Raw genomic sequence first — 19493 nt, 5'->3', positions numbered from 1 at the left:
ACTTGCCACTGCGTTTTAAATGTGGCTCGGAGTTTGTGCGTCAGCAAGCTTAACGCCTACGGTGTTAAGGTTTACTTTGATGTCTAATTAATCACTTGTAGGCGAGTGGCTTGCCACCGCGTTTTAAATGTGGCTCGGAGTTTGTGCGTCAGCAAGCTTAACGCCTACGGGTGTTAAAGTTTATCTCGGTGTTAAATCACTTGTAGGCGAGTGACTTGCCACTGCGTTTTAAATGTGGCTCGGAGTTTGTGCGTCAGCAAGCTTAACGCCTACGGTGTTAAGGTTTACTTTGATGTCTAATTAATCACTTGTAGGCGAGTGGCTTGCCACCGCGTTTTGAAATGTGCTCTGGTGTTTGTGCGTCAGCAAGCTTAACGCCTACGGGTGTTAAGGTTTATCTCGGTGTTAAATCACTTGTAGGCGAGTGGCTTGCCACCGCGTTTTAAATGTGGCTCGGAGTTTGTGCGTCAGCAAGCTTAACGCCTACGGGTGTTAAAGTTTTGGGTTTATCGTAGGCGGTGCTTTATGCCGCGCGGTTGATAACATTCATGGCTAAAGCCATTGCCTAAGTTGGCGGATGAGGTTGATGTAACGCTAAGAGATGCGCGAGATAAACTCGCGCCTACGATGGGTTTAACCTTTAACTAATTTTTAACTACACCAACAACCATGTGGCGGTGCCTAGGAAGGCGAAGATCCCTACAATATCGGTTACGGTTGTCAGTACTACGCTGCCAGCTAATGCAGGGTCAATTTTCATTTTTTTCAATAGTAGCGGAATACTGGCACCGGCGATACCTGCGGCTACTAAGTTCATAAACATGGCAAAGGCGAGTACGCCGCCAAGCTTAAAGTCCCATTGCCAAATAGCGACAACACCGGCAATTAAAATGGACCAAACAATCCCGTTTATTGCGCCGATTGCAAGCTCTTTGATCAGTAAAAAGCGTTGGTTTGTTTGGTTGATATGACCCACTGCAATACCACGTATTACGAGTGTTAATGTTTGGCTGCCCGCAACACCACCCATGGATGGCACTATACCGTTGAGTACCGCTAGAATAGGTAAAATTGCTAAAGTGTTTTCAAAGAAGCTTGCCACAATCGCAGCAAGTAGCGCGGTTAATAAGTTAACGCCAAGCCAAATTGAGCGCTTTTTGGAGCTTTTTAACACTGGGGCAAAGGTATCTTCTTCATCATCAAGACCGGCTAGGCTTAATAAGCTATGTTCGGCGTCTTCACGGATAACGTCAACGATATCATCGATGGTGATACGGCCAAGTAGATGGTCATTATCATCAACCACTGGTGCTGATATCCAGTTATGACGTTCAAACAGTTGTGCTACATCGGTTTCATCCATCGAAATGAGAATAGATTCACAATCTTCATCCATTAAGTCACGAATAATTTTATCTGGCGAGTTAGTCAATAAGGTCGTTAACGACATGGCACCAATAAAGCAGTTATGTTTATCAACAACATAAAGATCATCGGTACCTTCTGGTAGCTCACCACGTAAACGTAAGTAGCGCAGTACTACGTCGATAGTGACATCTGGACGGATGGTCACTGTATCGGTGTTCATCAGCGCGCCAGCAGAGCGCTCTTGATAAGAGAGTGCTTGAGTTGCACGTTCTCGATCTTGGCTGTCCATGGCACTAACAACGTCTTTGTAGACGGTATCAGGTAGGCTACGTAGTACTTCCCCTAGATCATCGTGGCTCATGTCCTCAGTTGCCGCAGCGATGTGCTTCGGCTCCATTTGGGCAATGATCCCTAAACGAACATCTTCTGAGAGTTCTTCAAGTACGTCACCTTGTACATCTGGATCAACCAGTTGCCATAACAAGGTACGAATCTTATGCGGGGATGACTCGAGTAATAATGCGGTGTCACACGGAGCTGTTTTTGCCAACATACGCCTTACTTGAACAAATTGACCACTGTTAAGTGACTTGGTCACTTGTTTTAGTTGTTGTAGTGGGTAATCTTGTTCAAAAGCTTCTGGCATTGGCGTCCTTAAAAAATTAATACACTTGATAGGTAGGGTAACAGTAGTTGGTAATTAACGCGCTTGGTCTGTTTAATTAACGACTTTATTTAGTTTAACGCAATTTAGTGGTACTGACTACGAGCTATTCTTGTTCGTTAAAGCGTTGTGCAATCAACTCGCCAATTGCTGCAAGAGCAGGTTCAGCGTCCGGGCCTTCACATACAACTTTAACTTCTTTGCCTTGGCTACTTTCTAATAGCATTAAGCCGAGTACGCTATCGCCTGCGGCTTGTTTGTCATCTTGATGAAGTGTGATGCTGGCATCAAACTGCACAGCTAATTGCGCTAATACGCTGGCTGCGCGAGCATGTAAACCGAGTTTGTTTTTTATTAAAAATGTATCTTCTAAACGCATCAACATTCCTTACTGTAAACGTGAGTTGTTATTCTTGTTCACGATGGCGAATTTTCACATTGCTGTGGCTCATCGAGAAGCTTTCACCTATAGTTTGCGCTAGATAAACTGAGCGATGTTGACCACCGGTGCAACCAATAGCAATTGTTAAGTAACTGCGGTTATTACGCTCCAAATGCGGTAACCAAGTTTGTACAAAGGTTTGGATCTGCCAAGTGAATTTTTGTACGATACTGTGGCTGGCTAAATAATCTTTTACTGGCTGATCAAGGCCTGTAAGTGGCTTAAGCTCAGGCTCCCAATGTGGGTTTGGTAAAAAGCGTGCATCAAAAACATAATCAGCTTCTTTTGGAATACCATATTTAAAACCAAATGATTCAAAGGTAATGATTAGTTTTTTATCTTTTTTCCCTAAAATCTTTTCACGGATTGACTCTGCAAGCTGGTGGACACTCAGATCAGTGGTATCAAGTATAAAGTCAGCGCGAGTAGTTAATACATCAAGTAATACTTTTTCTTGCTTGATGGCTAAATCCAGTGGCAAAGAGTCCAAAGATAATGGATGTAAGCGCCGAGTTTCAGAAAAACGTTTGATCAGGGTTTGATCATCACTGTCTAAATAAAATAGCGTCGGATTTGCAAAACCAGGCAAGTATTCAAGAATATCGTTAAATTCTTCCTGCTCTTTCGGTAAATTACGGACATCAATACTGACGGCAATTTTGTCATAATTATCAGAGACACTGCGCACTAATGAAGGTAATAAGTTTACCGGAATATTATCTACACAATAATAGCCAAGATCTTCTACTACACGCAGAGCAACAGATTTACCTGAGCCAGAACGCCCACTGATGATGATTAACTCCATGTAAATTCTCCTTCATTTGGCTACGATTGCGCAGCAATTACGTGATACAAATCTTGGTCTGTTTTTGCGCTACGTAGTTGTTTACAAAAATCTTTGTCGTTGAGTTTATCAGCAATTGTGGCTAACGTCTTCAAATGAAGTTGGCTATCACCATCTGGCACGATGAGAGCTACAAATATATCAACTGGGCGATTATCTATCGCATCAAAATCAATCGGTGATTCACTCACTATAATTATTGCTAGCGGGTTTTCAACACCACTCATACGGCCATGAGGAATAGCAATACCACGACCAATACCCGTACTACCTAGTTTTTCTCTCGACAGTAGTGCGTTGAGGATTTCTTGTTGTGATAGCTGAGGAAGTTGTTCATGAGCCAATTGGCTGATAAATTCAATGATCCGTTTTTTGCTATTAAAAAGGACCGCAGCTTTACTGCAGTCCTGGCAAATAAGTGAGCTTAATTTCATAGTGTTAGTGTCGAGCGTGCTTCTCTTTGTGTTTAATTACCTGACGGTCAAGTTTGTCGATTAGTCCGTCAATGGCTGCATACATGTCTTGGTGCTCAGTTGAGGCAAATAATTCAGCGCCACTGACATGTAATGTGGCTTCTGCTTTTTGGCTTAGCTTTTCTACATCAAGAATGACATGGACATTATTGATATGATCAAAATGCCTTTCAAGCTTGGCAAACTTATTGTTTACATAGTCTCTTAATGAATCAGTAATTTCTACATGACGACCAGTTAAATTTAGTTGCATAAGCATTTTCCTCTTGTGATTTTACGCCTTAAATCAAACTTTTACGTTGATTTGACGGTGGAATAGCCAGTGACTCGCGGTATTTTGCAATAGTCCGTCTAGCTACTTTGATACCTTGCTCTGCCAATATATCTGCAATTTTACTATCACTCAATGGTTTCGCTGAGTTTTCTGCACTGATCAATTTTCTGATCAATGCTCGAATGGCTGTCGATGAGCATTCGCCGCCGTTCTCAGTACTTACATGGCTCGAGAAAAAATATTTTAACTCAAATATACCACGAGGGGTATGCATGTATTTTTGGGTGGTTACACGAGAAATTGTTGATTCGTGCATCTCAACCATTTCGGCAACGTCGTTTAGTACCATAGGGCGCATGGCCTCAGGGCCATGCTCAAAGAATCCTTGCTGCTGTTTAACAATGCAGTTGGTTACTTTGAGTAACGTCTCGTTACGACTTTCTAGGCTTTTAATAAACCATTTAGCTTCTTGCAAATGCGAGCGTATAAATTGGCTGTCAGTGCTTGATTTTACAGAGCGTGACATCGCCGCATATTGGCTGTTCACTCTAATTTTTGGCATGCTGTCTGGATTGAGTTCAACCACCCAGCGACCTTTAATTTTTTTCACCGAAACGTCAGGAATAACATACTCTGATTCTTCGCGTACTATGGTATCCGCAGGCTTTGGGTTAAGGCTGTGGATCAGTGTCATTACTTCTTTTAGTTCATCTTCTTTAAGCTTAGTCTTTTTCATCAAAGTGCGATAGTCACGACTAGCTAATAAATCGATATGATCAGTTAAAATCATTTTTGTCTCGCTAATCCAAGGAGTTGCAGGATCAAATTGATTTAATTGAATACATAAACATTCTTGTAGGCTGCGCGCAGCAATACCAACAGGGTCAAACAACTGAATGCGTTTTAACACTGCTTGCACTTCGTCGAGTTCGATTTCTTCTTCGTTATTACCTTGATTTAAGCTCTCTGCAATGTCTTCGCAGCTCAAGGTTAAAATACCTGAATCGTCAACGGCTTCAACAATCGCAATGGCAATGGCTTCATCGGTTGGACTAAAAGGTGTGAGTTGTAATTGCCACATTAGATATTCGTGCAAGGTTTCAGTTGAGGCACCTTGATAAATTGACTCATCTTCAGGCATTGGCCCAGATGACGTATTTGGCGCAGCACTCATGTATTCGTCCCAGGTGACGTCCATAGCCATTTCGTCACTTAAGGTCTCTTTACTTAATGCTTCGCTACTTTCTTGTTCATATTCGCTTGGCTTGTCGTCTGCTGATGCGCTAACGGTTAAGTCATCGTTATCTTGTTTTTGTTCGTTTTTACCAGCCGTGTCGTCTGAATATTCATGTTCTTCTAGCTCTAACAATGGATTGCTGTCGAGCGCTTCTTGAATTTCTTGCTGGAGATCCAATGTACTGAGTTGCAATAAGCGAATTGCTTGTTGCAGCTGTGGTGTCATTGTAAGTTGCTGGCCCATGCGCAGCTGGAGTGATTGCCTCATGTATCTCTAACAATCCTTTTATTGTTATCATCGTTAAGTCTAGCAGATACTTAGCCGAGCGTGGCTTTATAGCCTAAATTGCTCGCCCAGGTAAACATCGCGGACTGTTTGGTCGGCGAGTACATGCTCAGGGGTACCTGATGCAATTAACTCCCCATGAGAAACTATGTAGGCTTTTTCACAAACATCAAGGGTTTCTCGTACATTGTGGTCGGTAATAAGCACGCCAATACCACGGTTTTTAAGGTGTTCAATAATCTTCTTTATATCTAACACTGAAATAGGATCAACGCCAGCAAAAGGCTCATCAAGTAAGATAAATTTTGGGTTTGCGGCTAAAGCGCGTGCAATTTCAACTCGACGACGTTCACCGCCAGATAATGCCATACCTTGGCTGTCGCGGATATGTTGAATGCTAAACTCATCAAGTAAGCTGTCGAGCGCTTCTTCTCTGGCTTGTTTATTCAGCTCTTTACGAGTTTCTAAAATAGCCATCAGGTTTTGATAAACAGTTAATTTACGGAAGATGGATGATTCTTGTGGCAGGTAGCCAATCCCTAACCGTGCGCGACTGTGCATTGGCAGTAAGGTGATGTCATTATCATCAATACTGATTTTACCTTTGTCGCTTGGAACTAAACCCACAATCATATAAAAGGTGGTGGTTTTACCAGCGCCATTAGGACCCAATAAGCCAACAATGCTGCCTGCGCTAACTTCTAAACCCACGCTTTTTACAACTTGGCGACCTTTATAGCTTTTTGCTAGAAATTCAGCTTTTAATGTACTCATGGCTGCCCTTTAGATTCGTCTTTTTTACTGTCTACTGGTACCAAAATGGTGTGCACACGATCGCTTGAGCTTGCGCCTTTTTCAGCACTGATCAGTTGCTGGTCCATATCATAGGTAATGCTTCTGGCATTGATTTTTTGACCTGCCTGAGTGACTTGTGCATTGCCAACCAAGGTTAAATAGCGCTTAGCGACATCGTAACGGACTTCATCAGCACTGGCACTCATTACTGTGCCATCAGTTTGTTTTTCTTCAAAGTAAGCCGGACTGCCAGTTGCGACAAGTAGTTGTTTGTTATCGCCTAAATCTTCGCGCTTATGGACTTCAAGTCGATCCGCTTTGATACGGCGGTTACCATGAATGATTTCAACATTTTTTTCAAAAATACCGATATTATCTTTCAGTTGGGCAAGCTGCGTGTCAGCACTGATAGAGACTTGATCTGCAGGTGGTGTCGTATTTTCAGCAAAGCTTGCAAAAGCAATGAATAAGCTTGGTATAACAAGCAAGTGAGCAAATTTATTGGTCATAATATATGGTTCGCGTATGGTTAATTAGTTCTACCACTTCGGCTTTTAAGTCGGCATGGAGACCGCGCCCAGTGATTTTTAAATTTGGTCCGATTAATTCAACTGGTTGTTCTGAACTCATGGTTTGTAGTTCAATATCAACCTGAATATTATCTGCGTTTATATGTTCAATCATGGCATTATTGGTCAGGTTTTTAGCAACCACATTACCTTCTAAAATTAATTGATGATTTTCATATAAGGTGGCTTCATCGGCATTAATTTGCCACGTCTGCTGTTGATTATAGAGTGTAAAAATAGGTTGTTCAAAGTAAGTGAACCCTAACTGTTGATAGAGTTCCATTTTTGCAGCTGTTACTTTGTGGCTAATTTTACCTTGTTCATCAAATGCGGTTTGTTTTAATGCCACCGCAGTATAATCAGGTTTTGCTATTATATCTTCTTGGTGTTGTTTTATGGCGGTACTTTGATAAAAATACGGATACCACAGCCATACCATGCAGCCGACAAATAATACGCATAATATTAAACGCGCACTATTCATGAGCTCGTGCCTTCGCTGGTTAATGATTTACCATTTTCGAGCATTAATAAATCAGTGAGTTCACGCACCGCCCCAAAGCCACCAGGTAGCATGGTTGTATAATGTGAAATGCGTTTGATTAGTGGATGCGCATCATTTACTGCCACCGCAAAACCAACCAATTCCATTACCGGCAAGTCAGGTCCGTCATCGCCTATGTAAGCGATTTGTTCATCGCTTAACTGCAATTTATCCTTGAGCTGTTGATAAGCTTGCAACTTGTTTTCTTGGCCTTGGTAAATATGCGGTACTGTCAGGCTAGTCATCCGTTGCTGAACTATCTGTGAATGACGACCGGTGATCACGGCAACTTCAAAACCGCTATTGATCAGTGCTTTGATACCAAAGCCATCTTTAGTATTAAACGCTTTGAGTTCTTCACCTTGGTTACCAAGATAAATACGACCATCTGAAAACACCCCATCGATATCACAGATCAGGAGTTTGATTTTTTGTGCTCGCTCGCGAGCATCATCTGAAAGTGGCTGATATAAGTCAGCAAACTGCATTATAAAACTCCTGCTTTGAGCAAATCTTGCATATTAAGAGCACCAATAGGGTGGTGTTTATCATCAACTACAATTAAGCCATTGATACGCTTATTCTCCATGATATTGAGTGCCTCGGCGGCAAGCATATCAGCAGTTGCAGTAGTGCAAGAGCGGGTCATGACAGTGCTTATCAAAGTACTGTGAATATCTATTCGTTGCTCTAAAATTCGCCGTAAATCACCATCAGTAAAAAGCCCTGCAAGTTGCCCTGTGTCATCAACAATAGCTGTCATACCTAAGCCTTTTGCCGACATTTCGATTAATGCATCTTTGATACATTGCTTATCATTGATCATAGGCGTTGCTGGGCCACTGTGCATAATATCTTTTAAACACAATAGTAAACGTTTACCTAAGCTACCACCAGGATGCGATAGCGCAAAGTCATCGGCGGTAAAGCCACGGGTTTCTAGCAGAGCAACGGCTATTGCATCACCCATCGCAAGTGTTGCAGTCGTGCTCGCAGTCGGAGCGAGTCCTAATGGGCAGGCCTCTTGACTTACTTTGATGCATACATGTGCATCAGCCCAATTTGCCATTGATGATTCAGGGTTACCTGTCATGGCGATCATTTTTGCGCCAATACGTTTAATAACCGGAATAATATTCAGTACTTCGCTGGTTTCGCCTGAGTTAGAAATAAGCATAACCACGTCATCACGAGTGATCATCCCTAAATCACCATGACTTGCTTCACCCGGATGGACAAAAAAAGCAGGCGTGCCAGTGCTTGCCAGTGTTGCAGCAATTTTATTACCAATATGCCCAGATTTCCCCATACCGACTACTATGATCCTACCGTGACATTGATACATCAATTGGCAAGCTTGATTAAAGTTTTCGTCTAGATATTGGGTTATATCAAGCAGTGCTTGGCACTCTATTTCTAGCACCCGCTTACCTTGTTCAATAAAATTTAACTGCGTCATTGTGTTATCCATTTTGTGGCTAGCATTAAGCAACTTGGCTGAAAATATAACCTTGATAGATTAAAAACGCGACCAATAACAGGCCACCTTCAACTCTATTAATGCGTCTTGTGCCCCTAAAACTCAAGGACATAGCAATAAGGGCTATGGTGGCACCAATCATTATTAAGGCATCACGGTTTGCAGCTGAAGGATCAATAATTGAAGGGTTGATAATCCCAGCCAGTGGCAACACAGCTAAAATGTTAAAGATATTTGAGCCAACAATATTACCCAGTGCTAAATCATCTTCGTTTTTTAATACCCCAGCAATACAGGCTGCCAGCTCAGGCAAACTGGTGCCAATAGCAATAATGGTTAAGCCAATGACTAAATCACTTAGGCCAAAGTATTTGGCTATATCAACTGCTGAGCCAACTAAAAAGTGTGAGCTGACAGGCAGTAATATCATACCAATAATTAACCAAAATAAAGCCGATTTGGTGGGCACGTTATCTGGTACGTCTTCACAGGCTTCACTTACAAATGGGTCGTCAGCTTGGTTTTTAGCGCGAATAGAAATAATAACTAAGCCCGCAATAAAGACCACAAAGCCAATGATTAATGCAACGCCCTCAGCAAATGAAAAGTAGTTATCAGAAAATACATACCAGGCAGCGATTGACACTAGTAGTACAAGCGGCATTTCGCGTTTTAATGTCATTGATGATACTGAGAGTGGGCGCAATAGCGCGGTAATACCTAAAACAAGTAAAATATTAGTGATATTTGAGCCAACGGCGTTACCCACGGCAGTGTCAGTTTTACCGGCAAGCGCAGCTGATGCTGAGACCATCATTTCAGGGGCTGACGAGCCCATCGCAACAACGGTTAAGCCAACAATAAGAGTAGGAACACCGAAATTTTTTGCCAGTGCCGCAGCACCATAAACAAAGCGATCCGCACTCCAAACTAGAGCTGCAAATCCGAGAATTAAAATGACAAAAGAAGTCACCATTACGTTACGCCAATTATTCAAAATGAGATGACTGCAAATAGTAACAAAAGCCAACCTGAAAGTATAAATAAAAGAATCTGCGAAGCTTGTTAGATTATGGCCTGATTTGGACTGAGAATAATTATTTAAGCGACGGTTAAGCCTACTGCTGTAAGGTTTGCAGCGCTATTACATAGAATATTACAAAATTTTACGATTTGTTTTTTCCATCTTGCTGTAAAAACGCTTAAAATAGGTGAACTAGTGAAAATAGTAATGGAGAGCGACTTGTCGCAACCAATAGTAGAAATCAAGGATGTAAGCTTTTCTAGGGGCAATCGCTGCATATATAAAAATATGAGCTTTAGTGTCCCGAAAGGAAAAATTACGGCAATAATGGGACCAAGCGGAATTGGTAAAACCACCATGTTGCGTTTAATTGGTGGTCAATTAAAACCAGATAGCGGCACTATTTTATTCGAAGGTAATAACATTCCTGCCATGTCGCGCAAAGAGCTTTATGCGGCGCGAACCAAAATGAGTATGTTGTTCCAAAGCGGCGCATTATTTACCGATATGTCTGTATTTGACAATATCGCTTTTCCGCTGCGTGAACACACTCGTCTAAGTGAAGATTTAATTCGCCTTGTGGTGCTAATGAAATTACAAGCTGTTGGCTTGCGTGGCGCACAAGATTTAATGCCTTCTGAGCTGTCAGGTGGTATGGCACGTCGTGCTGCATTAGCGCGCTCAATCGCACTTGATCCTGAATTAATTATGTATGATGAGCCATTTGCAGGCCAAGACCCAATCTCCATGGGGGTGTTAGTTAAGTTGATTAAATCGCTTAATCAAGTGCTTGGATTATCATCATTAATCGTAACTCACGATGTAACAGAAGTGATGAGCATTGCCGATCACGTTATCATTATTGCCGATCAAGGCGTTATTGGTAGCGGTACACCGGATGAAATGCGTAATCATGAATCGGCCCTAGTTCAGCAGTTCTTAAAAGGATTATCTGATGGCCCAGTGCCGTTTCATTTTCCTGCTCAACCTTATCAACAAGAATTACTGGGAGGGCGCCGCTGATGTTTGATTTTTTGCAAATGCTAGGTCATAAAACGTTAGGACGATTTGCTGCACTTGGTCGCTCCACTCAGATGTTGATAGGTGCGTTATGGAGTTTGCCTAATTTTAGAAAAGGCACGCCGCTTTTAATACGACAATTATATATGGTCGGCTCGCAGTCACTATTGATTATCATGGTGTCGGGATTATTCATTGGTATGGTATTGGCGTTGCAAGGCTACACCGTACTAGTTGGTTATGGTGCAGAGGATAGCTTAGGCCCATTAGTCGCATTGAGTTTACTCAGAGAGTTAGGCCCTGTTGTTACTGCATTATTGTTTGCCGGGCGAGCTGGTAGTGCATTAACCGCTGAAATAGGTTTAATGAAAGCGACTGAGCAGTTATCAAGTCTTGAAATGATGGCCATTGACCCTCTTAAACGTATTATCGCGCCACGCTTTTGGGCGGGCTTTATCAGTATGCCATTACTGGCGTTAATATTTTCAGCAGTTGCAATTATTGGTGCTCATTTAGTGGGTGTTGATTGGTTGGGTGTAGATACGGGAAGTTTTTGGTCAATCATGCAGTCACAAGTATCGTTTCAGCAAGATATTTTAAATGGCATGATCAAGAGTTTTGTATTTGCCATCGTGGTTACATGGATTGCGCTTTATAAAGGCTACGATTGTATACCGACCTCTGAAGGGATCAGTAAAGCAACAACAGAGACAGTTGTACACTCATCTTTGGCTGTTTTAGGGTTTGATTTTATTTTGACAGCGGTAATGTTTACTAGCTAATAAAGGTATAGATAATGAATTCACGGAAATTAGAAATTTTAGTTGGTTTTTTTGTTGCGCTAGGCATAGCTGCTTTTGCTATGTTGGCGTTAAAAGTTGCCAATGCAGGGATCAGCGGCAACGGCGAAACCTACTTATTGAAAGCCAAGTTTGAAAACATTGGTTCATTAAAAACACGTGCGCCGATTAAAGTAGGTGGTGTAGTGGTTGGTCGAGTTGAGGGTATTTCAATTCACCCACAAGAATTTGTGCCAGTTGTTGATATGACGATTGATGCGCAATATAAATGTCGTTTTTCAGATACCAGCTCAGTTTCAATTTTGACATCAGGCATCCTAGGTGAGCAATATTTAGGGATTAACCCTGTCATTGCCCCAAAATCAGCTGAACAAGCGTGTTTAGGTGTTGCGGTAACAAGTAATGATAAAAACTTAGGGTTAGACGAGTTATTTGGTGTTGAAAGCAAAGCCTTAAATGATGGCGACTATATCACTGACACGAAATCAGCATTGGTGCTTGAAGAGTTAATCGGGCAATTTTTATTCAATCAAGGCGGCGAGTAAGTAATTATGTTTAAGAAATTTTTAATTTTAGTTGCGCTGACTTTCAGCGCGATCACCGTAGCAAGCGATGCGGTCGATTTAACAGACCCATATAAAATGGTCCGCCAAGTATCTGATAATACTTTTCAACGTATTACTCGTGACCAGCCTTTAATCGAAAAAGATAAAGAGCATCTACGGGTTATCGTCAAAGAAGAGTTGATGCCTTACATTGATTATAAATATGCTGCACTGCGTGTATTAGGAAGTCATGTATCAAAAGTGCGTGCGATTAAAGATCCTGCTGAGCAAAAGCAAGCGGTTGAGGATATCAAACACTTTATTGATGTGTTTCAAGAATACTTAATCGCCACTTATGCTGGCGTGTTTACCCAATACACCAACCAAAAAGTAGAGTTTGGTGCAAGCAAAGAGTTTGCAGGACAAGACCTTGTATTAGTGAAAACCAAAATTGTCGAGCCAGGTAAGCCGGAAATTAAAATTGATTTTAAAGTACGTGAAGATCGCGATGGCGAATGGCGTGCTTATGACATGGTTGCTGAGGGCATTAGTTTATTAGATGCCAAGCAAAGTGAATTTCAAGGCATTTTGCGCCAGCAAGGTATTAACCATGTAAGTGACCTACTTGAACAGAAAAGTAAGTTGCCAGTGCAATTTAGAGGTGACGGCGGTAATGAGTAAAGTAACGGTTACTCAGATTGACGAACAGCACTATCGAGTCAGTGGTGAATTGACTCGAAATTCAATTTCCGCTGAACGACTTCTGAATAAAAACTCACAAACTAGCCATAAAAACTGGTATTTTGACCTTTCTGAGGTGTCTAGGGTTGACACGGCGGGCTTAGCTTGGTTAATTCACTCTTTCGCAGAATTAAAGCAGCAAGGTGTTCACCTTGAATTGCAAAATATTCCTGAACAACTGCAAAAGTTGATGCAGTTGGGACAGGTTACCAACCTATTTGAGTGAGAGTTATGGAAACAAGCCAAGTCGAAACCTTATTGCGCGACGAATTGCAATTAGCTGAAGTACATGTGAAAGCCAAGGGTAGTCATTATGAAGTTATCGCAGTCGGCGATTGTTTTGATGGGTTAAGCCGAGTGAAAAAACAACAGCTGGTATATGGTCCGTTGATGAACACCATTTCTGACGGCACAATCCACGCAGTTTCGATCCGTGCATTTACACCTACTGAGTGGAAGCGCGAACAAAAATTCATTTTACCTCAATAAAAAAGGTTTCCTCATGGATCAATTTGTAATTCAGGGTGGAACCGGACTTGCCGGTGAAGTCACTATCTCTGGCGCTAAAAATGCCGCTTTACCTATTTTGTTTGCAGCATTATTAGCTGACGGTAAAAGTACCTTTAATAATGTTCCTCGCCTGCGTGATATCGGCACTACTGAAGCATTATTAAAAACCCTCGGCGCAGAAATACACTGGCACGGCGAACAGCTCGTTATTGATGGTGGCAAAGTTGATAAAACATTGGCCCCTTACGAGTTAGTTAAACAAATGCGTGCCTCAGTATTAGCATTAGGTCCATTGGTTGCTCGTTTTGGTCAAGCACAAGTATCGCTTCCTGGTGGTTGTGCAATTGGTGCTCGCCCGGTTGATATTCATATTCAAGGTTTGGAGCGCATGGGCGCTGTTATTAGCGTTGAAAATGGTTATATCAATGCCAAGGTAGATGGGCGTTTAAAAGGTGCTGAAATCTACATGGAAATGGTCAGCGTTGGCGCGACCGAAAATTTATTAATGGCCGCAACCTTAGCTGACGGCAAAACCGTATTAGAAAACGCGGCGCGTGAACCAGAGATTATAGATTTAGCTGCTTGCTTAACAGCAATGGGCGCAAAAATTAGCGGTGCAGGCACTAGCCGTATTGAAATTGAAGGTGTTGAAAAGCTGCATGGTTGTGAGCATCGCATCTTGCCAGATCGGATTGAAACTGGCACATTTTTAGTGGCCGCAGCAATGGCGGGTGGCGAAGTGCTATGTAAGCTTACCGATTTTCATAGTTTAGAGCCTGTGATTGAAAAATTGCGTGCAACTAATGCGTTGATTGAAGTACATAAAGATAGTATTTATCTTGATATGCGTGGCCGTGAGCTCAAAGCCGTTAATATTAAAACCATGCCACACCCAGGTTTCCCTACCGATATGCAAGCGCAGTTTACTGCGTTAAATGTAGTAGCTAATGGCAGCGCGACCATTACCGAAACGATTTTTGAAAACCGTTTTATGCATGTGCCAGAACTACAACGTATGGGTGCTAACATTCGTTTGGAGGGGAATACGGCAATTTGTGGTGACACTAAGAGTTTGAGTGGCGCACAAGTAATGGCAACCGATCTACGTGCATCAGCGAGCCTAATTTTAACGGGGATTGTGGCACAAGGTGAAACGGTTGTTGACCGTATTTACCACGTTGATCGAGGCTATCAACGGATTGAAGATAAACTCAGCGCGTTAGGTGCAAACATCAAACGCCGAAGTAGTTAAATACGAGTTGAAAGGTTCAGGTAACAAGGTTCAAGCGAAAACCTTGTTTACCTTTTACCTTTTACCTTTTACCTTGCAACTAAAATTATAGTTTAGTCTCTAACTCTGCAACCTTCACCATCACTTTTAGTACTTTTCCATTTCGATAAAGTTCAAATTCTATTTCATGGCCCGGCTCTGAATTACCAATTCTGGTTAAGGTTTTTTGTGGGTTAGTGACATCTTCACCGCCAATTTTAATCACAATATCTTGTTCTTTAATACCAGCTTGCCATGCTGGACCTAATGGATCTAGGTTGGTTATACGCAATCCAGCAATAGGGGTGAACTTATCGCTCACTTCTTTACCGGTACTATCAACGGCAGTACCTGTGAAGCCCAAGTAACCACGCACAACACGACCATGACGGATCAGTTTATCCATTACCTCTTTTGCTAACGAGTACGGTACGGCGAAGAATATGCCTTGGATATCGAGGTTCTCTCGGGTTTTAAATTGTGCTGAGGTGATCCCAACCAAGTCGCCATTAGAGTTTACCAGTGCGCCACCTGAGTTGCCGACATTAATTGCCGCATCCATTTGTAGCAGACTATTATAAGGACTATCGGTAATTTTTTGTTTACCCGTGGCACTGATGATCCCTTGGGTGATTGTTTGCCCTAGATTCAGCGGATTACCAATCGCCAGCACCACATCACCCACGCGAGGCGTAAAACGCTCACTAATTGGGATAACTGGCAAGTGCTCAACGTTAATTTTCAACAGTGCTAAGTCGGTGATGGTATCAAAGCCGATGAGCTGAACATCAAAATAACGGCGGCCATCAGTAAGCAGCACCATAATTTGATCAGCATTATTGATCACATGATAGTTGGTTAGAATATAGCCATCACTTGACATGATCACACCGGAGCCAAGTTCTTGCACGGTGTTTTGCCGTTTATAACGAGGTTCCTTTGAAATGCTCTCAGAAATGATTGTCACAACAGATGGCGCTGCGCGCTGTACTGCATCGGCAAAGCTCAAATGGTCAATACTCATAGCACTTGGTAAGGGGACATTGGGTAACAGCGTTGCACGCATATTTGGGCTAAAAAATACTACCAAAAATGCGATACCGAGTCCGGCAAATAGCGGGGGAAGGACAAACTTAAAAAATTTCAGCACAATGTTCTTATTCTTAATGAGCGATCTTCTAATGATGGCACAAAAAAAATAGCAGCGGCAAGTACCACTGCTATTATTTATGCGATTTACCTAATATTTATTTTATTGAATTAAAACAAATACCGATTCACGACCGCGTTGTACTCCAAGCACGATGTTACCTTTAGTGTTTTCGATGATCTTATTCATGTCACTAATTGTTTCAACACGCTGACGGTTTACTTGCATTACCACGTCGCCTTCTTCAAGGCCGACTCTAGCTGCTGGTGAACGCGGATCAACAGTTGTCACCTCAACCCCTTTATTTCCATTCTTTTGGGTGTTTTCAAGTGTTGCACCCTGGAAGGCTGGGTGTAGTTCATCACCGGCTGCGGTTAGTGCTGATGCGCCATCAAGGGTCACTTTAACGGTTTGTACTTTGCCATCACGATAAATACCTAATTTTACCTTTCTGCCTTCACCGAGGGTGGCAATTTTACTGCGCAGTTCATGGAAGCCGCTGATCTCACTACCATCAATACTAATAATTACGTCACCAGCTTTAATACCCGCTTCACTGGCGGCAGAATCATCCATTACTTGCATAACATAAGCGCCTTGTTTTACATCAAGCTGTTGTGCTTTAGCAAGGCCTGCATCCAGTGGACGCCCAGAAATACCTAGTGAGCCACGGCGTACTTCACCATGTTCAATAATTTGGTCAACAAGATTTTTCATCATATTGGATGGGATTGCAAAGCCGATACCAACATTGCCACCCGATGCACCTAAAATGGCCGTGTTAATACCAATTAGCTCACCGTTTAAGTTAACTAGCGCACCACCTGAGTTACCTTGGTTAATAGCAGCATCGGTTTGAATAAAATCTTCATAACCTTCAATATTTAAACCACTGCGCCCCATTGCACTAACAATCCCTGAGGTAACGGTATGACTTAAACCAAATGGGTTACCAATTGCTACTGCAAAATCACCCACTCGTAGTTGATCTGAGTTTGCCAGTTTAACGGCGACTAAATCCTCGGCATCAATTTTTAATAACGCGATGTCTGATTCTTTATCACTACCGATTTTAGTTGCTTCGTATTCACGACCATCTTCAAGAGTAACCAACATTTTTTCAGCATCTTGAACTACGTGGTTATTGGTAACGACATAGCCTTCTTTGGCGTCAATAATAACGCCTGAGCCTAAACCACTAAATTCACGCTTTTGGCTACGCGGTTGCGGATTGCCAAAAAAGAAATCAAGCGGATCAGCGCGACGACGGACTTCCTTTGAACCGGAGACTTGGATACTAACAACGCCTGGTGTTATTTGTTCTAGCATCGGCGCTAACGTCGGTAATTGTTGACCATTGACTGCGATAGGCATCTTAGCCATTGATACTGCAGGGGTTAATAATAAACTGGCAGATAACATTGCTGCACTGATTAACGATAATTTCATTTTCATAGTCAGGGTTTACTCCACATCACAGGAAAAAGCACAAACAAAAAAGGCTGCATAAGCAGCCTTTTATCAATTTAGTTCAAAACATTTTAAAGTAGGTTCGCTCTTTTGGAATGTTTTGAAATGCATGTAAAACATAAGCTGCTTTATAAACAGACTATGGGGTCAAAAAAAAGTTCATCAAGAAGCTTTAGAAATTTCTGAAACCTTAATTAAACTTTGTCAGGCTCGGCTACTTTTGGTTCGCCGGCGAATAAGCCTGATTCACCTGATACATAATCAGCAGGTTGAGCATGTGCCGATGAACGGTCACTTTGGCGTTCCTTTAGTGAGCGCTGTAGCTGCTCAGTCGTTTCTTTAGAAAAGAATGGTTCGTTAGGATGCTGTTTTTTATCAGCTAATAGCAGCTTGTTAGTTTCATCAACATGATTTAACAATTGGTCGTAGTTGTCTTTCATTTTGTTGACGAGTCTACCAGTGCTTGCTAAATGATCTGCAACATCTTGACGGTATTGCTCTAATGCATTTTTAGCTTGTTCTGCTTGTTGCTCTAATTCATCTTGCTTAAATTGCTTTTTAGTGACGAAGGCGCCAAGGAAAAATGCAGCTACTGCCACAATAACAATAATGCCGATCCAAGTAACTGTACCCATAATTCTACCCCTTTGGGAATTAATACATAAAAATAAAATAACGCCTAGATTGCGTACTCAAGAATAAATCCTGTTGCTGCTAATATACCCCGAGTTACGATGCGTGTTAACATATTGCGTAAATTAAACCGTGTTTTATTGTAACTATCTATGACTCCTTGGCAAAAGTACCAACAAGATTTACAGCGTGAAGACTTTGTTTACGATGCTGCACAAGAAAATGCAGTACGTCATCTACAAAGGCTTTTCGATGACTTAACAGCACAAAAGCCCGCAGCTAAAGGCTGGTTCTCTAAACTATTTAATAAAAATAGCACGGCGCCTATAAAAGGTTTGTATTTTTGGGGGGGAGTAGGGCGTGGTAAAACCTATTTGGTAGATACCTTCTATGAGGCGCTGCCGGGAACACGCAAGATGCGCGTGCATTTTCATCGTTTTATGCACCGTGTTCACGAAGAGCTAAAAAAATTAGACAAAACGGCTAATCCCTTAGAAGTTGTGGCTGATATTTTTAAAGCTGAAACCGACATTATCTGCTTTGATGAATTTTTTGTGCAAGACATTACTGATGCCATGCTGCTTGGTGGTTTAATGGAAGCCTTATTTGCGCGCGGCATTGTGTTAGTGGCAACGTCTAACATTATACCTGATGAGTTATATCGAAATGGTTTGCAGCGTGCTCGCTTTTTACCTGCAATTGCACTTGTTAATGCAAACACTGAGATTGTGAATGTGGATTCTGGCATTGATTACCGATTGCGTACTTTAGAGCAAGCAGAGATATTTCATAGCCCATTAGATGAACAAGCCGATAAAAATCTGTTTGAGTATTTTGATAAGTTATCTCCAGAGCCTGGTAAACTCGATCACCCCATCGAAATTGAAGGGCGAATGATCAAAACCCGTAAGGTCGCTGATTGTATTGTGATGTTTGATTTCTCTCAGTTGTGTGAAACCGCACGTAGCCAAGTCGATTATATGGAAATAAGCCGTTTATATAACACTGTTATTTTATCGAACGTAAAACAGCTTGGCCAAAATAACGATGATGCCGCCAGACGCTTTATTGCGTTAGTCGATGAGTTTTACGAACGCCACGTCACACTTATTATTTCTGCTGAAAAACCGATTACGGAACTCTACACGCAAGGCAATCTTAACTTTGAGTTCAGACGTTGTATTAGTCGATTGCAAGAAATGCAGTCGTTAGAATACTTAGCAAGAGAGCATTTGGTTTAATGTAGCTGTAAGTTATAAGTCGTAAGTTAGACACAAATCAAAACTGTACTTAACTTAACACAAGTACAGTTTTTAATTTTATCGCTTATCGCTTATCGCTTATCGCTTATC

23 protein-coding genes are annotated in these 19493 nt (G+C 41.9%); 8 read left to right on the top strand and 15 right to left on the bottom strand.

What is annotated here, in order from left to right; genetic code table 11:
- Positions 1-655: 655 nt before the first annotated feature.
- The 12 genes from mgtE to H5158_RS17630 form a co-directional block, all read right to left on the bottom strand.
- Positions 656-2014 carry a magnesium transporter gene (gene mgtE, locus H5158_RS17685; RefSeq protein WP_145236729.1) on the bottom strand — a complete coding sequence of 453 codons (1359 nt, stop codon included), beginning with the start codon at positions 2012-2014 and terminating at the stop codon, positions 656-658.
- A 124-nt stretch (positions 2015-2138) separates the two neighbouring features.
- Positions 2139-2411 carry an HPr family phosphocarrier protein gene (locus H5158_RS17680; RefSeq protein ID WP_064667815.1) on the bottom strand — a complete coding sequence of 91 codons (273 nt, stop codon included), beginning with the start codon at positions 2409-2411 and terminating at the stop codon, positions 2139-2141.
- 28 nt (positions 2412-2439) lie between these two features.
- Positions 2440-3282 (bottom strand): RNase adapter RapZ, encoded by an 843-nt coding sequence (rapZ, locus tag H5158_RS17675; protein ID WP_149980588.1) that lies wholly within the window; start codon positions 3280-3282, stop codon positions 2440-2442.
- Between the two features lie 20 nt (positions 3283-3302).
- Positions 3303-3755: a PTS IIA-like nitrogen regulatory protein PtsN gene (gene ptsN, locus H5158_RS17670; protein WP_149980589.1), complete on the bottom strand. Its 453-nt coding sequence runs from the start codon at positions 3753-3755 to the stop codon at positions 3303-3305.
- Positions 3756-3759: 4 nt separating this feature from the next.
- Positions 3760-4047 (bottom strand): ribosome hibernation promoting factor, encoded by a 288-nt coding sequence (hpf, locus tag H5158_RS17665; RefSeq protein WP_145236739.1) that lies wholly within the window; start codon positions 4045-4047, stop codon positions 3760-3762.
- 28 nt (positions 4048-4075) lie between these two features.
- Positions 4076-5572 (bottom strand): RNA polymerase factor sigma-54, encoded by a 1497-nt coding sequence (locus H5158_RS17660; protein ID WP_145236743.1) that lies wholly within the window; start codon positions 5570-5572, stop codon positions 4076-4078.
- A 66-nt stretch (positions 5573-5638) separates the two neighbouring features.
- On the bottom strand, positions 5639-6364 hold the full coding sequence (gene lptB, locus H5158_RS17655) for an LPS export ABC transporter ATP-binding protein (protein WP_149980590.1): 726 nt from the start codon (positions 6362-6364) through the stop codon (positions 5639-5641).
- Positions 6361-6894, bottom strand: coding sequence for a lipopolysaccharide transport periplasmic protein LptA (gene lptA / locus H5158_RS17650; protein WP_182740535.1), 534 nt, complete (start codon positions 6892-6894; stop codon positions 6361-6363). The genes lptB and lptA overlap by 4 nt, the downstream gene beginning before the upstream one ends.
- On the bottom strand, positions 6884-7438 hold the full coding sequence (gene lptC / locus H5158_RS17645) for an LPS export ABC transporter periplasmic protein LptC (protein WP_149980592.1): 555 nt from the start codon (positions 7436-7438) through the stop codon (positions 6884-6886). The genes lptA and lptC overlap by 11 nt, the downstream gene beginning before the upstream one ends.
- Positions 7435-7986 (bottom strand): 3-deoxy-manno-octulosonate-8-phosphatase KdsC, encoded by a 552-nt coding sequence (kdsC, locus tag H5158_RS17640; RefSeq protein WP_149980593.1) that lies wholly within the window; start codon positions 7984-7986, stop codon positions 7435-7437. Before kdsC ends, lptC begins: the two co-directional genes overlap by 4 nt.
- Positions 7986-8957, bottom strand: a complete 972-nt coding sequence (locus tag H5158_RS17635) for a KpsF/GutQ family sugar-phosphate isomerase (protein ID WP_182740534.1) — start codon at positions 8955-8957, stop codon at positions 7986-7988. The genes kdsC and H5158_RS17635 overlap by 1 nt, the downstream gene beginning before the upstream one ends.
- A 25-nt stretch (positions 8958-8982) precedes the next feature.
- Complete coding sequence (locus H5158_RS17630; protein WP_149980594.1) at positions 8983-9954, bottom strand: calcium/sodium antiporter; 972 nt, start codon at positions 9952-9954, stop codon at positions 8983-8985.
- 255 nt (positions 9955-10209) lie between these two features.
- Between H5158_RS17630 and mlaF the strand changes: the two genes are divergently transcribed.
- From mlaF to murA, 7 genes are read left to right on the top strand one after another with little or no spacing between them, the layout of a single operon-like run.
- Positions 10210-11025: a phospholipid ABC transporter ATP-binding protein MlaF gene (mlaF, locus tag H5158_RS17625; RefSeq protein WP_182719518.1), complete on the top strand. Its 816-nt coding sequence runs from the start codon at positions 10210-10212 to the stop codon at positions 11023-11025.
- Positions 11025-11804, top strand: coding sequence for a lipid asymmetry maintenance ABC transporter permease subunit MlaE (gene mlaE / locus H5158_RS17620; RefSeq protein ID WP_145236765.1), 780 nt, complete (start codon positions 11025-11027; stop codon positions 11802-11804). Before mlaF ends, mlaE begins: the two co-directional genes overlap by 1 nt.
- 14 nt (positions 11805-11818) lie before the next feature.
- Entirely contained in the window at positions 11819-12367 is a 549-nt protein-coding gene (mlaD, locus tag H5158_RS17615) for an outer membrane lipid asymmetry maintenance protein MlaD (protein WP_149980595.1), read from the top strand.
- A gap of 6 nt (positions 12368-12373) precedes the next feature.
- Positions 12374-13048, top strand: a complete 675-nt coding sequence (locus H5158_RS17610) for a phospholipid-binding protein MlaC (protein WP_149980596.1) — start codon at positions 12374-12376, stop codon at positions 13046-13048.
- A complete protein-coding gene (locus tag H5158_RS17605) occupies positions 13041-13334 on the top strand; it encodes a lipid asymmetry maintenance protein MlaB (protein ID WP_149980597.1) in 294 nt (97 codons plus the stop codon). Before H5158_RS17610 ends, H5158_RS17605 begins: the two co-directional genes overlap by 8 nt.
- Positions 13335-13339: 5 nt before the next feature.
- On the top strand, positions 13340-13597 hold the full coding sequence (locus H5158_RS17600; RefSeq protein WP_182740533.1) for a BolA family protein: 258 nt from the start codon (positions 13340-13342) through the stop codon (positions 13595-13597).
- 13 nt (positions 13598-13610) lie between these two features.
- Positions 13611-14870: a UDP-N-acetylglucosamine 1-carboxyvinyltransferase gene (gene murA, locus H5158_RS17595; protein WP_145236783.1), complete on the top strand. Its 1260-nt coding sequence runs from the start codon at positions 13611-13613 to the stop codon at positions 14868-14870.
- 85 nt (positions 14871-14955) lie between these two features.
- Here the strand turns inward: murA and H5158_RS17590 are convergent, their stop codons facing one another.
- The 3 genes from H5158_RS17590 to H5158_RS17580 all read right to left on the bottom strand — a co-directional run bounded on the left by H5158_RS17590 (position 14956) and on the right by H5158_RS17580 (position 18143).
- On the bottom strand, positions 14956-16038 hold the full coding sequence (locus H5158_RS17590; protein ID WP_149980599.1) for a trypsin-like peptidase domain-containing protein: 1083 nt from the start codon (positions 16036-16038) through the stop codon (positions 14956-14958).
- 102 nt (positions 16039-16140) lie between these two features.
- Positions 16141-17493 (bottom strand): Do family serine endopeptidase, encoded by a 1353-nt coding sequence (locus H5158_RS17585; RefSeq protein WP_149980600.1) that lies wholly within the window; start codon positions 17491-17493, stop codon positions 16141-16143.
- Between the two features lie 209 nt (positions 17494-17702).
- A complete protein-coding gene (locus tag H5158_RS17580; protein WP_145236792.1) occupies positions 17703-18143 on the bottom strand; it encodes a YhcB family protein in 441 nt (146 codons plus the stop codon).
- A 150-nt stretch (positions 18144-18293) separates the two neighbouring features.
- Here H5158_RS17580 and zapE point away from each other — a divergent pair, with 150 nt between their 5' ends.
- Positions 18294-19382 (top strand): cell division protein ZapE, encoded by a 1089-nt coding sequence (gene zapE / locus H5158_RS17575; RefSeq protein WP_149980601.1) that lies wholly within the window; start codon positions 18294-18296, stop codon positions 19380-19382.
- Positions 19383-19493 lie beyond the last annotated feature (111 nt).

It is taken from the genome of Pseudoalteromonas sp. SR45-6 (assembly GCF_014163545.1).
GTDB lineage: Bacteria > Pseudomonadota > Gammaproteobacteria > Enterobacterales > Alteromonadaceae > Pseudoalteromonas > Pseudoalteromonas rhizosphaerae.
The sequence above is the reverse complement of the archived record's forward strand: the minus strand, read 5'-3'. Positions and strand labels throughout refer to the sequence as shown.

Bases quoted from the DNA above. Each gene is read 5' to 3' on its own strand.
- mgtE (WP_145236729.1), bottom strand. From the start codon at position 2,014: ATGCCAGAAGCTTTTGAACAAGATTACCCACTACAACAACTAAAACAA.
- H5158_RS17680 (WP_064667815.1), bottom strand. From the start codon at position 2,411: ATGCGTTTAGAAGATACATTTTTAATAAAAAACAAACTCGGTTTACAT.
- rapZ (WP_149980588.1), bottom strand. From the start codon at position 3,282: ATGGAGTTAATCATCATCAGTGGGCGTTCTGGCTCAGGTAAATCTGTT.
- ptsN (WP_149980589.1), bottom strand. From the start codon at position 3,755: ATGAAATTAAGCTCACTTATTTGCCAGGACTGCAGTAAAGCTGCGGTC.
- hpf (WP_145236739.1), bottom strand. From the start codon at position 4,047: ATGCAACTAAATTTAACTGGTCGTCATGTAGAAATTACTGATTCATTA.
- H5158_RS17660 (WP_145236743.1), bottom strand. From the start codon at position 5,572: ATGAGGCAATCACTCCAGCTGCGCATGGGCCAGCAACTTACAATGACA.
- lptB (WP_149980590.1), bottom strand. From the start codon at position 6,364: ATGAGTACATTAAAAGCTGAATTTCTAGCAAAAAGCTATAAAGGTCGC.
- lptA (WP_182740535.1), bottom strand. From the start codon at position 6,894: ATGACCAATAAATTTGCTCACTTGCTTGTTATACCAAGCTTATTCATT.
- lptC (WP_149980592.1), bottom strand. From the start codon at position 7,438: ATGAATAGTGCGCGTTTAATATTATGCGTATTATTTGTCGGCTGCATG.
- kdsC (WP_149980593.1), bottom strand. From the start codon at position 7,986: ATGCAGTTTGCTGACTTATATCAGCCACTTTCAGATGATGCTCGCGAG.
- H5158_RS17635 (WP_182740534.1), bottom strand. From the start codon at position 8,957: ATGACGCAGTTAAATTTTATTGAACAAGGTAAGCGGGTGCTAGAAATA.
- H5158_RS17630 (WP_149980594.1), bottom strand. From the start codon at position 9,954: ATGGTGACTTCTTTTGTCATTTTAATTCTCGGATTTGCAGCTCTAGTT.
- mlaF (WP_182719518.1), top strand. From the start codon at position 10,210: ATGGAGAGCGACTTGTCGCAACCAATAGTAGAAATCAAGGATGTAAGC.
- mlaE (WP_145236765.1), top strand. From the start codon at position 11,025: ATGTTTGATTTTTTGCAAATGCTAGGTCATAAAACGTTAGGACGATTT.
- mlaD (WP_149980595.1), top strand. From the start codon at position 11,819: ATGAATTCACGGAAATTAGAAATTTTAGTTGGTTTTTTTGTTGCGCTA.
- H5158_RS17610 (WP_149980596.1), top strand. From the start codon at position 12,374: ATGTTTAAGAAATTTTTAATTTTAGTTGCGCTGACTTTCAGCGCGATC.
- H5158_RS17605 (WP_149980597.1), top strand. From the start codon at position 13,041: ATGAGTAAAGTAACGGTTACTCAGATTGACGAACAGCACTATCGAGTC.
- H5158_RS17600 (WP_182740533.1), top strand. From the start codon at position 13,340: ATGGAAACAAGCCAAGTCGAAACCTTATTGCGCGACGAATTGCAATTA.
- murA (WP_145236783.1), top strand. From the start codon at position 13,611: ATGGATCAATTTGTAATTCAGGGTGGAACCGGACTTGCCGGTGAAGTC.
- H5158_RS17585 (WP_149980600.1), bottom strand. From the start codon at position 17,493: ATGAAAATGAAATTATCGTTAATCAGTGCAGCAATGTTATCTGCCAGT.
- H5158_RS17580 (WP_145236792.1), bottom strand. From the start codon at position 18,143: ATGGGTACAGTTACTTGGATCGGCATTATTGTTATTGTGGCAGTAGCT.
- zapE (WP_149980601.1), top strand. From the start codon at position 18,294: ATGACTCCTTGGCAAAAGTACCAACAAGATTTACAGCGTGAAGACTTT.